The organism is Streptomyces incarnatus (genome assembly GCF_001027185.1).
Lineage (GTDB): Bacteria > Actinomycetota > Actinomycetes > Streptomycetales > Streptomycetaceae > Streptomyces > Streptomyces puniciscabiei.
Genome location: NZ_CP011497.1, coordinates 8254036 through 8267856, shown reverse-complemented (window position 1 = coordinate 8267856; position 13821 = coordinate 8254036). Strand labels below are relative to the sequence as shown.

Here is a 13821-nt window from a genome sequence, read left to right as displayed (position 1 = left end):
GGGGGGCAGGCTGTAGTCATGCGGTCGCACATCCGCCCATCTGGCCCCTCAGCGGCGGGCGGTCATAGCCGGGTCCTCTTCAGACTCGCGCAGTGTGTGCCATTCATGGTCGTACTGCTCGCCCTGGGGATCGAGCTCTCCCCCGCACACGCCATCATCACCGGCCCTCTCCTCGCCGCCATGCCGGCACTGGCTTCGCTGACGATGGGCCCCAAAGGCATCCTTTCGGCAGCGGCCGGAGCCTTCACCGTCACCGTCATCACGGCCACTCTCCACCACAGCTGGGGAGGCCAGGTCTACAGCAACCTCGTCTCCCTCCTCGTGGTGTCGGCAGCAAGCGTCACCATGAGTAATGCGATGCGCACGCGCAGGCAGAGCGAGCTGAACCAGGTTCGCCGGGTCGCCGAGGCGGCACAACGGGTTCTGCTGCGGCCGGTGCCGCCCCGGCTCGGGCCCGTCCGGATGGCCAGCAAGTACCTCGCGGCGGAGACGGGCGCGCAGATCGGCGGCGATCTGTACGAGGCAGTGCACACCCGGTACGGGGTCCGGATGATCGTGGGAGACGTCCGCGGCAAGGGCCTGCCTGCCGTGCGCCTGGCCGCAGCCGTGCTGGGTGCGTTCCGGGAGGCCGCGCACTACGACGAGGATGTGGCGGAGGTGGTGAATCACTGCGCGGCGGCGCTGGAGCGCGAACGGGCGGCCCTCAGCGAGCTCGATCCCGCCGATCAGGACGGCCTTACCGAGGATTTCGTCACCGCGCTCGTCGCTCAGGTATCGGACGCCTTCGTCGTCGAGGTCGTCAATCGCGGCCATCCGCCCCCGCTGGTGCTCCGCCGGGGCAAGGTGGTGGCCCTCATCCCCGCCTGCCCCCTGCCGCCCCTGGGCCTGGAGGATCTCATGACCGACCCGCCTGCCGAAGTGGAGAGCTACCCGTTCGCGCCCGGTGACCGTCTCCTGCTGCACACCGACGGCGTCATCGAAGCCCGCAGCCCAGACGGCGATTTCTTTCCCCTGCCCGAGACCGCGGAATCGGTGCGCCCCTGCACCCCGTCGGAATTCCTGGAAGGGCTGCATCAGGAATTGATCCGCCACACCCACGGCTACCTGGCGGACGACGCGGCGATGCTCCTCGCTGAACGGCTCGACGAAGCAGGCGACAGCAACGCACCAGACCGACGTACCTGGGCGGAGAGACCGAGAGGCCGGCGGTAGCTCATGTGCCTCAGTCAGCGACCGGTTCCGCCCGCGGTCGGTCAGGAGGGGCCGGAGGAATCGCGACGCCGTGCCGCGAGCGGTGTCCAGGCGGTGGCGATCGCGCACAGCAGCAGGATGAGGGGCGGGAGAGCGGCCCAGGCGCGCGCTTCCTTCAGCAGCGCGGCGGAGACGGCGGCGCCCGCGATGAGGCCGATGAACCGCAGCGGCACCCAGACGCCCGGGCGGCCGGCGCCGATGCCCTTGACGATGTAGGTGGCCAGCGTGCCGGTCAGATAGGTGGTGGGCGCGGAGGCCTCCCCGGCGGCCACCATGGCGGCGGACTGCGCCCCCATGGCGAGCGCTGCTCCGAACTGCAGGACATCGCGGGTCGCTGTGCCGGGCATGCCGCCGGTGAGTCCCCAGACCAGCGCGGCCACGGCCAGGACGACCGCCTCGGCGCCGAGGACGATCATGATGTGCCGGGGCCAGTGGGTGGCCGCCGTGACACGGCCGCGCGTGCACCAGGCGACGACCAGCGCGCCCACGCCGAAACCGGCCAGCGCCAGCACAGCCGCCTTCACACCGACGGCCTCGCCCCGGCCGACGGCCATGCCGAGCAGGGCGAAGTTGCTGGTCATGACTCCTGCGAAGACCCGGTCCAGACCGAGGAAGGAGACGGACTCCAGGGCTCCGGACGCGGCCACCAGCAGCACCACGGCGATCCGTAGGGATCGTCCCGGGGCGGTCTTCGCCTGCACCTGCTGCTCCACCGCTCCCCCGGCCGGACTCGTCACTCTTGGTGGGCCATAGTAACCCTGCGCTACAGAACCTTTCCAAGGGGTCACGAGTTCAGCGGCAACAGAACGGACGGGCGTGGGGCACGTGATGCCCTCCGGGTATCACAGGCGCCGGAAGAGGTCTTGGACGCCGCTCCGTCTCCGCGCGCAGGCTGGTCAGCGAAGTCACCGGCCTACGGAGGTTAGGAGCCACGACCATGAAGATCTTCCTCACCGGTGGATCCGGGTACATCGGCAGGGCCACGATCAGCGCGCTGGTCCGCCACGGGCACACCGTCGAGGCACTGGCCCGCACCGACCGTGCCGCCGAGACGGTCGGCGCCCTCGGGGCGACGCCGGTGCGTGGCGGGCTGGGAGACCTCGGCGTACTCAACGCCGCGGCGGCCCGCGCCGAGGCGGTCGTCCACCTCGCGCAGGCCGAGACCGGAGACGAGGACCTCGCGGCCGCCTCCGCCATGCAGGACGGCATCGGCACCGGTACCTATGTGCACACCGGCGGCACCTGGGTCTACGGCGACACCGGCGGGGTCGTGGACGAGACCGCTCCGTGGCATCCGCCGGCCCTGGTCGCCTGGCGCAAGCCCGTCGAGGATGCCGTACTGCAGCGGGCCCAGCACGGCGGCCGCCCCGTGGTCGTGCGGCCCGGCCTGCTGTACGGCCGCGAGAACCGCCTGATCGACATCTTCTACGCCACCCCGGGCAGGGAAGCGGGCGCCGTCCCGTACATCGGCGACGGTGCGAACCGCTGGGCGCTGGTGCACGTCGACGACCTCGCGGAGCTGTATGTCGCCGCGCTCAAGGCGAGGCCGGGTTCGGTGTACGTCGGCGTGGGCGGCGTGAACCCCACCGCCAGGGAGTGCGCGCTGGCCGTCGCCCGGTCCGTCGGCCTCGAGGGCAAGGTCGCCTCCATCACGCTGGAGCAGGCCCGCGCGCAGATGGGCCCGATCGCGGACGCCTTCGCCCTGGACCAGCAGCTGACCCCGGCACGCGCCGAGGCGGAGCTGGGCTGGACCCCGACGCACACCGACCCCCTGGCCGTACTCGCCGTCGGCGAGTGAACCGGCCGGAAGAGGGTGGGAAGACCGTCCGCAGCGGCTCCCGGCACCCGGGGCGGTAGATTCCTCGTCACATGCCTCGGTCGTCCCATGGGGCGATCGATGCGGTCGCTTCAGGACGGCCGGGTGACCAGACGAGTCGTCGCACGGAGAAAGTGAGCGGTGAGTCCGGGTGGATCTTGATCTGCGGAAGCTCCGGTATTTCGTGGCGGTGGCCGAGGAGCTCCACTTCGGACGCGCGGCCGAGCGGCTGCACATCGCACAGCCCGTGCTGTCCCGGCAGATCCGGAGCCTGGAGGACGAGCTGGGCGCCGAGGTCTTCGACCGTGGCCGGCGCGGCACGCTGCTCACTCCGGCCGGACGGCAGTTGCTGGAGGACGCCGTACCGCTGCTCTCCTCGGCGCAGGCGCTGGTCCGGCGGGTGAAGGCGGCGGCGCAGGACACCCCCACGCTGACCGTCGGCTTCATGCCCGGCATCACTGTCACCCCTGCCACGGCGGCCTTCACCGCACGCCATCCCGGCGTCAACGTCCGCCTGCTGCGCACCACTTGGGACGACCAGGTGGAGGTACTGCGGGACGGCCGGGCGGACATCGGCGTCGTACGACTGCCCATCGACCAGCGCGGCCTTCAGGTGCGGCCGCTGTTCAAGGAGCCGCGGGTCGTCATGCTGCCGGTGGGGCACCGACTGGCGGACAGGGCGTCGGTGTCCGTCGGCGACCTCGCCTCCGAGCACCTGCTCCAGGACCCGGACGCCGTACCCGAGTGGCGTGATGTGGCGCTGGAGTTGCGCGGCAAGCGGCGTCCAGACGTCCCGGAGATCCACCAGGTGGAGGAGAAACTGGAGTTGGTGGCCTCCGGAGCCGGCATCTGCGTGCTCCCGCTGTCCACCGCCGGCTTCTACACCCGCCCGGACGTCGTTCCGCTGCCCGTGGAGGACATCGGTCCGGGCGAGGTGGCCCTGGCATGGGCGGCCTCCCGCCGCTCCCCCCTCATCCACGACTTCGCCGAGGCCGCGGCGGAGACTCTGGGCCGGCCTCTGACCGAGGAGCGCCCGGACGCGGACTGAGCCGGGCAGGCACCTGCCCCGTAGGCGGGGCTGCCGCCGCGTACGGGGCTGCGACCGCTGCCCGGACGTACGTGCGGCCGGTCGCACAAGCCCAGGGGTAGTAGCCGGTGACGTGCCGGGTACTCGGCTCACCACCGGATCGATCAACGGAGGCACTGATGAGCACGGTCAAGGAAGCAGTGGAAGTCGACGTGCCCCTGCGCACCGCCTACAACCAATGGACGCAGTTCGAGAGGTTCCCGGACTTCATGGAAGGCGTCGAGGAAGTCAGGCAGCTGGACGACCGGCACAACCACTGGACCACCAAGATCGGTGGGGTCCGCCGGGAGTTCGACACGGAGATCGTCGACCAGCTCCCGGACGAGCGCATCACCTGGCGCACCACCAGCGGTGACACCACGCAGAAGGGCTCGGTCCGCTTCCAGCGCGTCGACGACACGCACACCAGGGTGGAACTCGTCATGGATGTCGAACCCAGCGGGGCCGCGGAGAGGGCCGCGGACATGCTCGGAACACTCGACCGGCGCGTCAAGGGCGACATGAAGCGCTTCAAGCAGTACATCGAGCAGCGCGGAGGAGAGTCCGGAGCGTGGCGCGGACGCATCCGGCCCGGGGGTTAGTGGTACCTCCTGAGGCTACGGCGCCCCGCCACCGTCCCTGCCGGTAAGGGGATCGCACGCGAACGCATGCCGGCTGCGGCTGGTGTCGGTGGCGGCCGGCGAAAGGCGTTCCAGGCTGCGGCTCGGACCGGTCCGGCTGGGCGGCCCCCGGACGGACAGCCCTACAGGCCGATGTTGGTGAGCGGGAGATTCCAGTCGCTGCTCTCCATATCGCCACGCCCGTCCCGAGCCGCAGCCGGTACGGCGCACAGCATCAGGCCGGCCACGGCAAGAGCCAGGACCCCGAGGAGACGACGCTTCACGATTCCTCCCTACGACGACAGCACCGACCACCCTGGACCGAGCCGGGACTCGGGCCTGCCCGGACACGCCGGTCGGTCCGGGTCTTGCCTCCAGGTGGCTATTTACTCGCTTGAGCAAGCAGATAATGTACGGCCGGACAGCGAGCCGGCCCGGCGCTGGAGGTCGTCGGCCCGTTCCAGCAGGGCACGGGTGTGCGGCAGCAGCGCGGCGCCGGCCGGGGTGAGGGAGACCGAGCGGCGGTCCCAGTCGAACAGCCGCACACCCAGGTCCTGCTCGAGCACCTTGATCTGCTGGGACAGCGAGGGGCCCGCGATGAGCAGACGCTCGGCGGCCCGCCCGAAGTTCAGCTCCTCGGCGACGGCGACGAACTACCGCAGCTGACGCAACTCCACACGCGCCATGCCACGCGCAGGGAGACTCCGCCTGTCAGCGACCAGGAAGGCGGCCTGAGCGGCGCCCTCTCCCCGCCCCATGGCACCTGCCTGCGGCGCCGTGTCACATACCGGTGGGAGAGGGAGGAGCCCACGATCGAGTGATTGCATCACTTGACCGTATGGATCACAGCCGCTGTGGATCCCCGCGTCCGCGCTTCCAAGCCACTCGCATCCCGGCGGCCCGTGCCCGTCCGGGACCGGTTGCAGCGGTCGCTCGACCAGGCCCTTCGCGGCACGGCCGAGGACGGCGGAACGACGGGCGCGCTCAGAAAGTGAGCACGGGTTTGATCGTCTTGCCCGCCTTCATGTCCCGCACCGCCTGGTCGATGTCCGTGAACGGATACGTGGTGATCAGGCGGTGCAGCGGCAGCCGTCCCTCCTTGACCAGTTGGACGAGGGCGGGGATGAAGGTCTGGGTCTCGCTGTCGCCCAGGGTGAGCCCGACGATCCGCTTGCCCGGCAGCAACCCATTGACGTCCAGGGCGACTTCGGTGCCGAAGGGAGGGGCGCCGACGATGACCAGGGTGCCGCGGGCGGCGAGCGCGTCGGCGCCCTGGCGCAGCACGGCGACGTTGCCCGTGGTCTCGACGATTCCGTCGGCTTCCTGCCCGTCCGTCAGGGACGCGAGGGTGTCGCCAAGGTCGGCCTCGGCCGCGTTGACGGTGTGCGTGGCGCCCAACTCCTCGGCCAGGGTGAGGCGTTCGGTGAACCGGTCGACGGCGATGATCCGGGCGGCCGGGGTGAGGGCGGCGGCCATCACCGCGGACAGGCCCACGGCTCCGGCGCCGAGGACGACGAGCGTGCTGCCGGCCCGGGGTTCGAGGACGTTCCACACGGCACCGACGCCGGTCTGTACACCGCAGCCGAGCGAGGCGATGGACTCGAGCGGCACATCGGGGTCGACCTTCACCAGGCTGCGCCGGTCAACCAACGCGAGTTCGGCGAAGGAGGACTGGCCGAAGAAGTGCCCGCCGAGCGGGCTGCCGTCGCGGCTGATGGTGCTGGTGCCGTCGGCGCGCCGGCCGCCCATGAGGTTCAGCGGGAGCCAGGTGGCACAGTACGCGGGGTGTCCGTCACGGCAGTTGCGGCAGCCGCCGCAGGAGGTGAAGGACAGCACGACGTGGTCGCCGGGTTCGACGCCGGTCACGTCCGGGCCGACGGCCTCGATGACACCGGCTCCTTCATGGCCGAGGACGCCTGGCAGCGGGAAGGGCAGAGCGCCGCTCGCCACGCCGAGGTCGGTGTGGCACAGGCCGGTGGCGACCATGCGCACGAGGGCCTCACCCGGTCCCGGGGTGTCGAGTTCGACGTCGCGGAGCGTGAAGGGCGCTCCCGCGGACTCGACCACTGCGGCGTGCGTGATGATGGTCATGCGGTGAACTCCTTTGTGCAGGTGCTCAGCCGAGCGAGACGACGACGGACTTGACCTTGGTGTAGGCGGCGAGGGCCTCGGGGCCGTACTCGCGGCCGAAGCCGGAGTCCTTGACGCCGCCGAACGGGACCGCCGGGTCGAGCATGGCCCAGTCGTTGATCCAGACGATGCCGGCCTGCAGCCGCTCGGCGACGCGGTGGGCGCGTGCGAGGCTGGTGGTCCGGATGCCCGAGGCGAGGCCGTACGGCGTGGAGTTGGCGAGGGCCACGGCCTCGTCCTCGGTGTCGAAGGGCTGGACGGTGAGGACGGGGCCGAAGATCTCCTCCTGGACGACGCGGGAGTCGTTGGCCAGGCCCGTGATCACGGTGGGCTTGTAGTAGTAGCCGCCGCCCAGGTCGAGCCGCTCGCCGCCGGCGACCACCCTGGCGCCCTCCTTGCGCGCCAGTTCGACGTACTCCTCGACCTTCTTCAGGTGCTTCTGTGCCGCCATCGGCCCGACCGCGGTGCCCGGATCGCGTGGATCGCCCACTGGCAGCTGCGCGACGGCCTCGGCGAGGATGGCGACCAGGGTGTCGTGCACCCGGCGGGCGACCAGCAGCCGGGGGCCGGCCATGCAGAACTGGCCGGTGTTGAACACGAACGCCTTGGTGATCGCGCCGACCGATTTCTCCAGGTCGGCGTCCTCGAAGACGAGGTGCGCCGCGTTTCCGCCCAGCTCCATCATGACCGTCTTGAGCCCTTCACCGGCCACGCTCGCCACGTGCCGGCCGACGGCGGTGGAGCCGGTGAAGGCGACCTTGTCGATGCCGGGGTTGCGCAGCAGCGCCTCACCCGCCACCGGGCCCGTGCCGGTGACGACGTTGACCACGCCCTCGGGGACGCCTGCCTCCGTCAGCAGGCGACCCATGTACAGGGCGCTGAGAGGAGTCTCCTCGGCGGGCTTGTGGACGACGGTGTTGCCGGCCGCGAGGGCCGGTGCGAGCTTCGAACCGGAAAGAATCAGCGGGAAGTTGAAGGGTGTGATGGCGGCGATGACGCCGAGCGGCTCGCGTCTGGTGTAGGCGAAGGCGTTGAGCGGGGTGTCGCGGGTGGCGCCGTCCTGGCTCTGCGCGAGGCAGGCGTAGTACTCGTAGTCGTTGGCCGCGTTCGTCACGTCGACCGCGGTGCACAGGGAGATCGGCTTGCCCACGTCGAGGCTCTCCAGGGCCGCGATCTCCTCGGCGTTCGCTCGGATCAGCTCCGCGACCCGGTGCAGCACGCGCCCGCGCTCGCGCCCGCTCATCCGGGGCCACGGCCCGGAATCGAAGGCGTCCCTGGCCGCGCGTACGGCGGCGTCGACGTCACCGGCGCCGGCCTCCGCGACGGTCGTGATCAGCCGACCGCTGGACGGGTCGATGACGTCCATGCGGGCGCCGTCGGCGGCTTCGCGCCACTGGCCGCCGATGAACAGCTGTCCCGGACCGGTGTGGATGGTGGTGGCCATGACCGACTCCCCAGCATGGTTCGGCAAGTTTTCAACCAACAGGTTTCCTGTTGGTCCTGCAGTCTGAGCAAGGTCAGGTTTCCTGTCAATGGTCTAGGGTGCGCGCATGGTCGATACACGGACACGCCCGTCGTTGCTCTACATGGTCAAGCAGGTGGAACTCGTCGTGCGCTCACACCTGGACGAGCTCGTCAAGCCCGCGGGGATCACGGCCCTGCAGTACACCGCCCTCACCGTGCTGGAGCGGCATGACGGACTGTCGGCGGCCCAGCTCGCCCGGGACTCGTTCGTCACGGCGCAGTCCATGGCCGATCTCGTACGGTCGCTGGAGGGCCGGGGGCTCGTGCGGCGGGAGCGCAACCCGCGCAACCGCCGCGAACTGCTGATCCTGCTGACCGACACCGGGCGCGAACTGCTCGACCGGTTCGCGGGTCCCGTGCGGGACCTGGAGGAACGGATGATCCACGACCTCACACCGCACCAGGCCGAACAGTTCCGTCAGGCGTTGTCCAAGGCGTGGCACGCCCTGTCGTAGGTCTGACTGAGCTTCCCTTGCCAGGTGGCTCAGACAGGCTCGGGTTGTGGTTCCGCACGGGGCACCGGCGCGGCAACCGGCTCCCACAGTTTCGCGGCCCGCGCGTAGCCGTGGGCCACCGACGCCGCCGCCAGAAGGAGAAGTGGCCCGAACACCCACGGCTGCCGGGCCATCTCCACCGGCAGATACCGGTACGACACCAGGAGTGCGGCAAAAACGGTCGCGCCATGAACGACCAGCTGGATTCCCGACCGGTCCCAGCCGCGTTCGTGCGAGCGCAGAGCTGCCTCGATCGTGAGCGCGAACACCGCGCCGGCGATGAGATCCACGCCGTAGTGGTAGCCGAATCCCAGCGTTGCGCCGAGCGTGGCCACCAGCCAGAAGGCGCCTGCGTACCGCAGAGTCCGTGGGCCCCTGCGGGAATGCAGGAATATCGCGGTGGCCCACGCCGTGTGCAGGCTGGGCATGCAGTTGCGCGGCGTGATCTCGTCGAACGGGATCTGGTGCGGGGCACCGATCGGCGGCGGCGTGTCGGGCCATACGTCGGCCACCGCCCAGTGCACACCGCCGGTACCGGAGGCGCCCGGGCCGTAGGCGAAGACCGGTCCGACCACCGGGAAGATCATGTAGATGGCCGGCCCGAGCAGGCCGATGACCAGAAAGGTGCGCACCAGATGGTGGCTCGGAAACCGGCGCTCGACCGCCACATGACGCAGCTGGTACGCCGCGACGACGACTGCGGCCACCGCGAGCTGAATGTAGACGAAGTCGAGAACAAGGCCGCCGATGGGATCGGTGGCCCTGACCAACCGGCCTGCCAGCCAGGACGGGTTGCCCAGCGCGTGATCGGCGGTCGCCACGTACGGGTCGAACACCGCCGGGCGGGTCTTCGACGTGATCAGCAGCCAGGCGTCGCCCGCCTTACGGCCGGCCACGAGCAGCAGGCCCAGCCCGACACCCTTCAGAAGCAGGACACGTTCCCGCCCTCTTCGGCGCGTGAGGGCGATGACCGCGTAGCCCAGAACCACCCACAATGCGCCGTTGCCGAAGGGGTGGCCCTCGGTGATCTTCACACCGAGCGCCCACCGCACCAGCAAAAAGACGACGTCAATACCGATTGCCGTGCCGGCCGCGACAAGCCGTTGCCGCCAGGTGAGCACCACCATCATCAACGCCATACTGGCGTACAGCAGAAAACCCGATTTGGGCGGGCATATCACCTCTCGCGCCTGGTTGGTGAGCGGCCCCGGGAGGCCGTAGCGACGCGCGGCCACCTCCAGCGTGACGAGGAACCCGAGGGCCACCACAGCCGCCGTGCCCCACAGCACCCCCCGTGGTTGCCGCCACGCGGCGAATTCAATTCTGCACTTTATTCGCGAAAACACCCGCGACGCGATAGGTATCAATTGTTTGGCCGATTTATGAGTTGTTAATCAAATTGCTCACCCTTGGGCCGGACAGCATGGTTTTCCGGTGACGGGTGAGCCATGAGGGATCTCCTCGTGAGTTGGATCATGCTACCAGTCACGCAAGGTAGTCAATCCATGTCTCCGGTACGACAAGCCGGAACAGCGGTTTCCGGGGGGCGTAGCGCGTGTCACTTCGGGGCACTCGGACGTCAAGAGCGATTCATCACCAGGAGGCTGCCATGATCGCCCTGGGTGTCATACTCCTCATCGTCGGTTTCATCACCGGGATATCCATTCTGTGGACCATCGGCATCATCCTCTTGGTCGTTGGCGCGGTGCTGTGGATCCTGGGTTCCATGGGGCACGCGGTCGCCGGCCGACGGCACTACTGGTAGTCATCGAGCCCTCTTCCCGGCCGCCCAGCCCGGGGCATGGTGTCTCCCGCGCTTCGGCGCGGGAGGCACCCGTCCATACCGATGCGGCGTCGACGTCACCGTCGGACGGGACGGAAGCGCCCTAGAGGTGCTCTGCCAAGGCCGCGTAGACCCTTCGCCAGGCATCGGCGCCGGACTGCGGGTCGTAGTCGGCCGGGCGGTCCGCGCAGGCGAAGCCGTGCCGGGCGCCCGGGTAGGTCACCAGGTCGTGCGGCACCTTGGCCTCGGTGAGTCGCTGCTCGGCCTGCTCCCACTCCTCGGCCGGGATGATGTGGTCCAGCTCGCCGCGAAAGCCCAGCAGGAAGGCGCCGCCCTCGGCGATACGCGCGCTGGTCTCCAACGGGGGCACCGGGCCGACCAGCGGGAAGCCGCGGTTCAGCAGCCAGCCCGGATAGAAGACCGCGGCCAGCTCGAAGCGCAGCTCGGTCGCCGCCCGCACCGCGATGTGCCCGCCCATGCTGAGCCCGAGGAAGGCCACGCCCCGTTCCCCGGCCTCCCTGCGCGCCGCCGCCAGTGCCGCGGAGGCGTCAGCCACCAACTCGTCCCGGTCCAGCGCGCGCATCAGTACCAGGCCCTGCTCGCGCTCCTCGGCGGAGTACCCGAGCTCGGTCCGGCGGGCGTTGCGCCAGTAGTAGTCGGGCGCCAGAGCGACGTACCCGGCCGCCGCCAGCTCCGCGCAGGTGCCGCGGACGTAGGCGTTCACTCCGTACAGCTCGGAGCAGACCACCACGGCGCCCCGCACCTCACCGGGCGGGCGGTGCACATACGCCTCGATGCCGCCCGCTTCGCCGAGTCTCTCCCACTGACCGGTCATCAGTTCCCCCGTTGCCTCGATCACTCAACGCCGACGCGATCCTAGCCGTGCGCAACGACGTTCACAGCGGGATCGGCGTGAACATGGGGGGCTCCTCGGCCGGTGTCAGGGCGGTGGGGCCGTACACCCAGTCGGTGAAGGAGTAGTCGTAGGTGTCCCGCGCCCGCATGATCGCGTTGCGTCGCAGCCGGCGCTCGCCGTCGAGGTGCCACAGCTCGCCCCAGGCGCGGGCCGTGGTCTGCACCCGGCGGCAGTGCTCCGTACGGACCGCCTCGTACGCGGTCAGCGCGGCCTGCCAGTCCGGCCCGCTCTCCGCGCAGGCGGCCCCGGCCTGCCGGGCGTAGTGCCGGGCGAGCACCCAGCCGTCCTCGATCGCCATGATCGCACCCTGGGCCATGTACTGCAGCGGCGGGTGGGCGGCGTCGCCGAGCAGGGCGATACGGCCGTGTACCCAGGTCGCGACGGGATCGCGGTCGAGCATCTGCCACCAGCGGTCGCGCCACATCAGCGGGATGCCCTTGCGCACGGTGTCGCAGGTGGCCTCGAAGGCCGCGTCGAGCTCGTCGGGAGTGCCCCAGTCGGCCCGGCCGGCCCGGGCCTTGGGGGACTCGAACACGGCGACCTGGTTGAACATGTCGCCGCCGCGCAGGGCGTACTGGACGAAGTGGCAGCGGGGGCCGATGTAGACGGTGACGTCCTTCTCCGCGATGCCGTTGTCCCGGACCTGCTCGATCGGGACGGCCGCGCGGTAGGCGACGTAGCCGGAGCTGACCACCGCGTCGCCCACCAGCCGGCGGCGGGCCACGGAGTGCAGTCCGTCGGCGGCGATCACCAGCGGCGCCTCCTGGGCGCTGCCGTCCGCCAGGCGGATCAGCGCGCCCTCGGCCGTGTTGTCGTACCCGCTGACGGTGTGGTCCGTCAGCAGCTCGACACCGGCGCGTGCGCAGGCACGCAGGAAGATGCCGTGCAGATCACTGCGGTGGATGACCATGTAGGGGAAGCCGTAACGGCGTTCGAGGTCGCGCAGGTCCAGCCGGGTCAGTTCGCGGGAGTCGAGCGCGTCCCGCATCACCATGTTCTGGGGGACGACGCCAAGGGCCCTGGCCTCCTCCAGCAGGCCGTACTCGGCGAGGATCCGGGTGCAGTTGGGCGCGATCTGCAGGCCTGCGCCCACCTCGCCGAACTCCTTGGCCCGTTCCAGGACGCGTACGCGCAGTCCCTGGCGGCCCAGGGCCAAAGCCGCGCTGAGGCCTCCGATGCCACCGCCGACGACGAGGACGTCGGGCCGTCCGGCGGGGGTGGATCCAGGGTTCATGATGTGTGTTCCTTCGGTCATCGGACGGTCCCCGCGTCACGGCCAGACGCCCAGCGTGGGGGCGGGCGTGCCGTCGGGGGTGAGCGGGCCGGCGTCCCGTCCGGTCAGGCAGGCCGCGATGTCGTGCAGCTCGTCCGTGACCAGGGCGGCCGCGCCCTCGCCCGGCAGGTCCCACGTGGCCCCGGGCCCGGCCGTGGCCCGCAGGCTCACGGCCGGGCCCGGTGCCGCGGCGCGCTTGGTGACGACGTCGTCGCACAGGGCGGTGAGGGAGTCGGCGGGCAGGTCGGCGAAGGACACGCCGCCCGCCAGGTCGACGGCGTGCACGCACACCTCTCGGGAGCGCAGCCAGGGCACCTCGGTCGCCGGTACGGTCCGGTCCTGTGCGGTGACGACCCGCGCGCGCCACTGGTCCGCGTCCAGCGCGCCCATCCCCCGCTCCGGCCTCGACGACGAACCGGAAGGCGTGCTGGGTGTGCCGGTGCTCCGGGGCGTCCTCGCCGGGCATGAGGTACTGGATGGCCTCTCACAGCGTCGGGGTGGCGAACGGTCCGCCGCCGAGGGAGGGGTTGGCCGGCGCGATGGCCCGGCGCTCGCCGCCGCGGCCGACGGGGACCAGGTCGCCGGCCTGGTCTGCCAGCTCCGGCAGCCGTTCCCAGCGCCACAGGTGCGGCACGGGAGCGGGGGTGGGTCGGCCGGCGTCAGGTCGCCGATCTCGGTCCACAGCGGTACGAGCAGTTCCTGCTCGAAGCCCCGGTACAGCTCTTCGAGGGATGTCTTGGACGATGGAGGACTGAGTCACACCCCCCACCGTGCGCCGTGTCCGCCATGAGGACGCAGGGATTCCGGAGAGCAGAACATGTCGCCTCCTCGCGCCACCGCATGGTTACGGGGCATCGGCTCGCCTCGCACCGCGCATGGGTTCGACTCGCGTCGCGCCCCTCCCTCCCCACCATGCACGCGGAGCCGAGCTGGGGCCACCCGGCCGGC

14 protein-coding genes and 2 pseudogenes are annotated in these 13821 nt (G+C 70.5%); 6 read left to right on the top strand and 10 right to left on the bottom strand.

Annotated elements, in window-relative coordinates:
* The first annotated feature begins 105 nt into the window (after window positions 1-105).
* Window positions 106-1212 carry a PP2C family protein-serine/threonine phosphatase gene (locus ABB07_RS37760; protein WP_244189664.1) on the top strand — a complete coding sequence of 369 codons (1107 nt, stop codon included), beginning with the start codon at window positions 106-108 and terminating at the stop codon, window positions 1210-1212.
* A gap of 41 nt (window positions 1213-1253) precedes the next feature.
* Here the strand turns inward: ABB07_RS37760 and ABB07_RS37755 are convergent, their stop codons facing one another.
* Entirely contained in the window at window positions 1254-1964 is a 711-nt protein-coding gene (locus ABB07_RS37755) for a DUF1275 family protein (protein ID WP_208902936.1), read from the bottom strand.
* A 224-nt stretch (window positions 1965-2188) separates the two neighbouring features.
* Here ABB07_RS37755 and ABB07_RS37750 point away from each other — a divergent pair, with 224 nt between their 5' ends.
* The 3 genes from ABB07_RS37750 (at window position 2189) to ABB07_RS37740 (ending at window position 4735) form a co-directional block, all read left to right on the top strand.
* Complete coding sequence (locus ABB07_RS37750; RefSeq protein ID WP_208902935.1) at window positions 2189-3049, top strand: NAD-dependent epimerase/dehydratase family protein; 861 nt, start codon at window positions 2189-2191, stop codon at window positions 3047-3049.
* A 169-nt stretch (window positions 3050-3218) separates the two neighbouring features.
* The gene (locus ABB07_RS37745; protein WP_208902934.1) at window positions 3219-4115 is read left to right on the top strand and encodes a LysR family transcriptional regulator; all 897 of its coding nucleotides are present in this window, start codon (window positions 3219-3221) and stop codon (window positions 4113-4115) included.
* Between the two features lie 158 nt (window positions 4116-4273).
* A complete protein-coding gene (locus ABB07_RS37740) occupies window positions 4274-4735 on the top strand; it encodes an SRPBCC family protein (protein ID WP_208902933.1) in 462 nt (153 codons plus the stop codon).
* A gap of 161 nt (window positions 4736-4896) precedes the next feature.
* On the opposite strand, the gene ABB07_RS37735 is transcribed toward ABB07_RS37740, so the two are convergent.
* The 4 genes and pseudogenes from ABB07_RS37735 to ABB07_RS37720 all read right to left on the bottom strand — a co-directional run bounded on the left by ABB07_RS37735 (window position 4897) and on the right by ABB07_RS37720 (window position 8327).
* Complete coding sequence (locus ABB07_RS37735; protein WP_208902932.1) at window positions 4897-5037, bottom strand: hypothetical protein; 141 nt, start codon at window positions 5035-5037, stop codon at window positions 4897-4899.
* 132 nt (window positions 5038-5169) lie between these two features.
* Window positions 5170-5439 (bottom strand): annotated as a pseudogene (locus ABB07_RS41610) (LysR family transcriptional regulator); the annotation flags it as partial.
* 298 nt (window positions 5440-5737) lie between these two features.
* Window positions 5738-6844 carry an NAD(P)-dependent alcohol dehydrogenase gene (locus ABB07_RS37725; protein WP_208902931.1) on the bottom strand — a complete coding sequence of 369 codons (1107 nt, stop codon included), beginning with the start codon at window positions 6842-6844 and terminating at the stop codon, window positions 5738-5740.
* Window positions 6845-6869: 25 nt separating this feature from the next.
* On the bottom strand, window positions 6870-8327 hold the full coding sequence (locus ABB07_RS37720) for an aldehyde dehydrogenase family protein (protein WP_208902930.1): 1458 nt from the start codon (window positions 8325-8327) through the stop codon (window positions 6870-6872).
* 106 nt (window positions 8328-8433) lie between these two features.
* Between ABB07_RS37720 and ABB07_RS37715 the strand changes: the two genes are divergently transcribed.
* Window positions 8434-8862 carry a MarR family winged helix-turn-helix transcriptional regulator gene (locus ABB07_RS37715; RefSeq protein WP_208902929.1) on the top strand — a complete coding sequence of 143 codons (429 nt, stop codon included), beginning with the start codon at window positions 8434-8436 and terminating at the stop codon, window positions 8860-8862.
* 29 nt (window positions 8863-8891) lie between these two features.
* On the opposite strand, the gene ABB07_RS37710 is transcribed toward ABB07_RS37715, so the two are convergent.
* Window positions 8892-10190 carry a phosphatase PAP2 family protein gene (locus ABB07_RS37710; RefSeq protein ID WP_208902928.1) on the bottom strand — a complete coding sequence of 433 codons (1299 nt, stop codon included), beginning with the start codon at window positions 10188-10190 and terminating at the stop codon, window positions 8892-8894.
* Between the two features lie 320 nt (window positions 10191-10510).
* Between ABB07_RS37710 and ABB07_RS37705 the strand changes: the two genes are divergently transcribed.
* Window positions 10511-10666, top strand: coding sequence for a DUF6131 family protein (locus ABB07_RS37705; protein WP_208902927.1), 156 nt, complete (start codon window positions 10511-10513; stop codon window positions 10664-10666).
* A gap of 121 nt (window positions 10667-10787) precedes the next feature.
* Here the strand turns inward: ABB07_RS37705 and ABB07_RS37700 are convergent, their stop codons facing one another.
* The 4 genes and pseudogenes from ABB07_RS37700 to ABB07_RS37685 all read right to left on the bottom strand — a co-directional run.
* Window positions 10788-11519, bottom strand: a complete 732-nt coding sequence (locus tag ABB07_RS37700; protein WP_208902926.1) for a dienelactone hydrolase family protein — start codon at window positions 11517-11519, stop codon at window positions 10788-10790.
* Window positions 11520-11580: 61 nt separating this feature from the next.
* On the bottom strand, window positions 11581-12834 hold the full coding sequence (locus tag ABB07_RS37695) for an FAD-dependent oxidoreductase (RefSeq protein WP_208902925.1): 1254 nt from the start codon (window positions 12832-12834) through the stop codon (window positions 11581-11583).
* A 36-nt stretch (window positions 12835-12870) separates the two neighbouring features.
* Window positions 12871-13263 (bottom strand): DinB family protein, encoded by a 393-nt coding sequence (locus tag ABB07_RS37690; RefSeq protein ID WP_341845914.1) that lies wholly within the window; start codon window positions 13261-13263, stop codon window positions 12871-12873.
* Window positions 13238-13593: pseudogene (locus tag ABB07_RS37685) on the bottom strand (cupin domain-containing protein); the annotation flags it as partial. The pseudogene ABB07_RS37685 and the gene ABB07_RS37690, both read right to left, overlap by 26 nt.
* Window positions 13594-13821 lie beyond the last annotated feature (228 nt).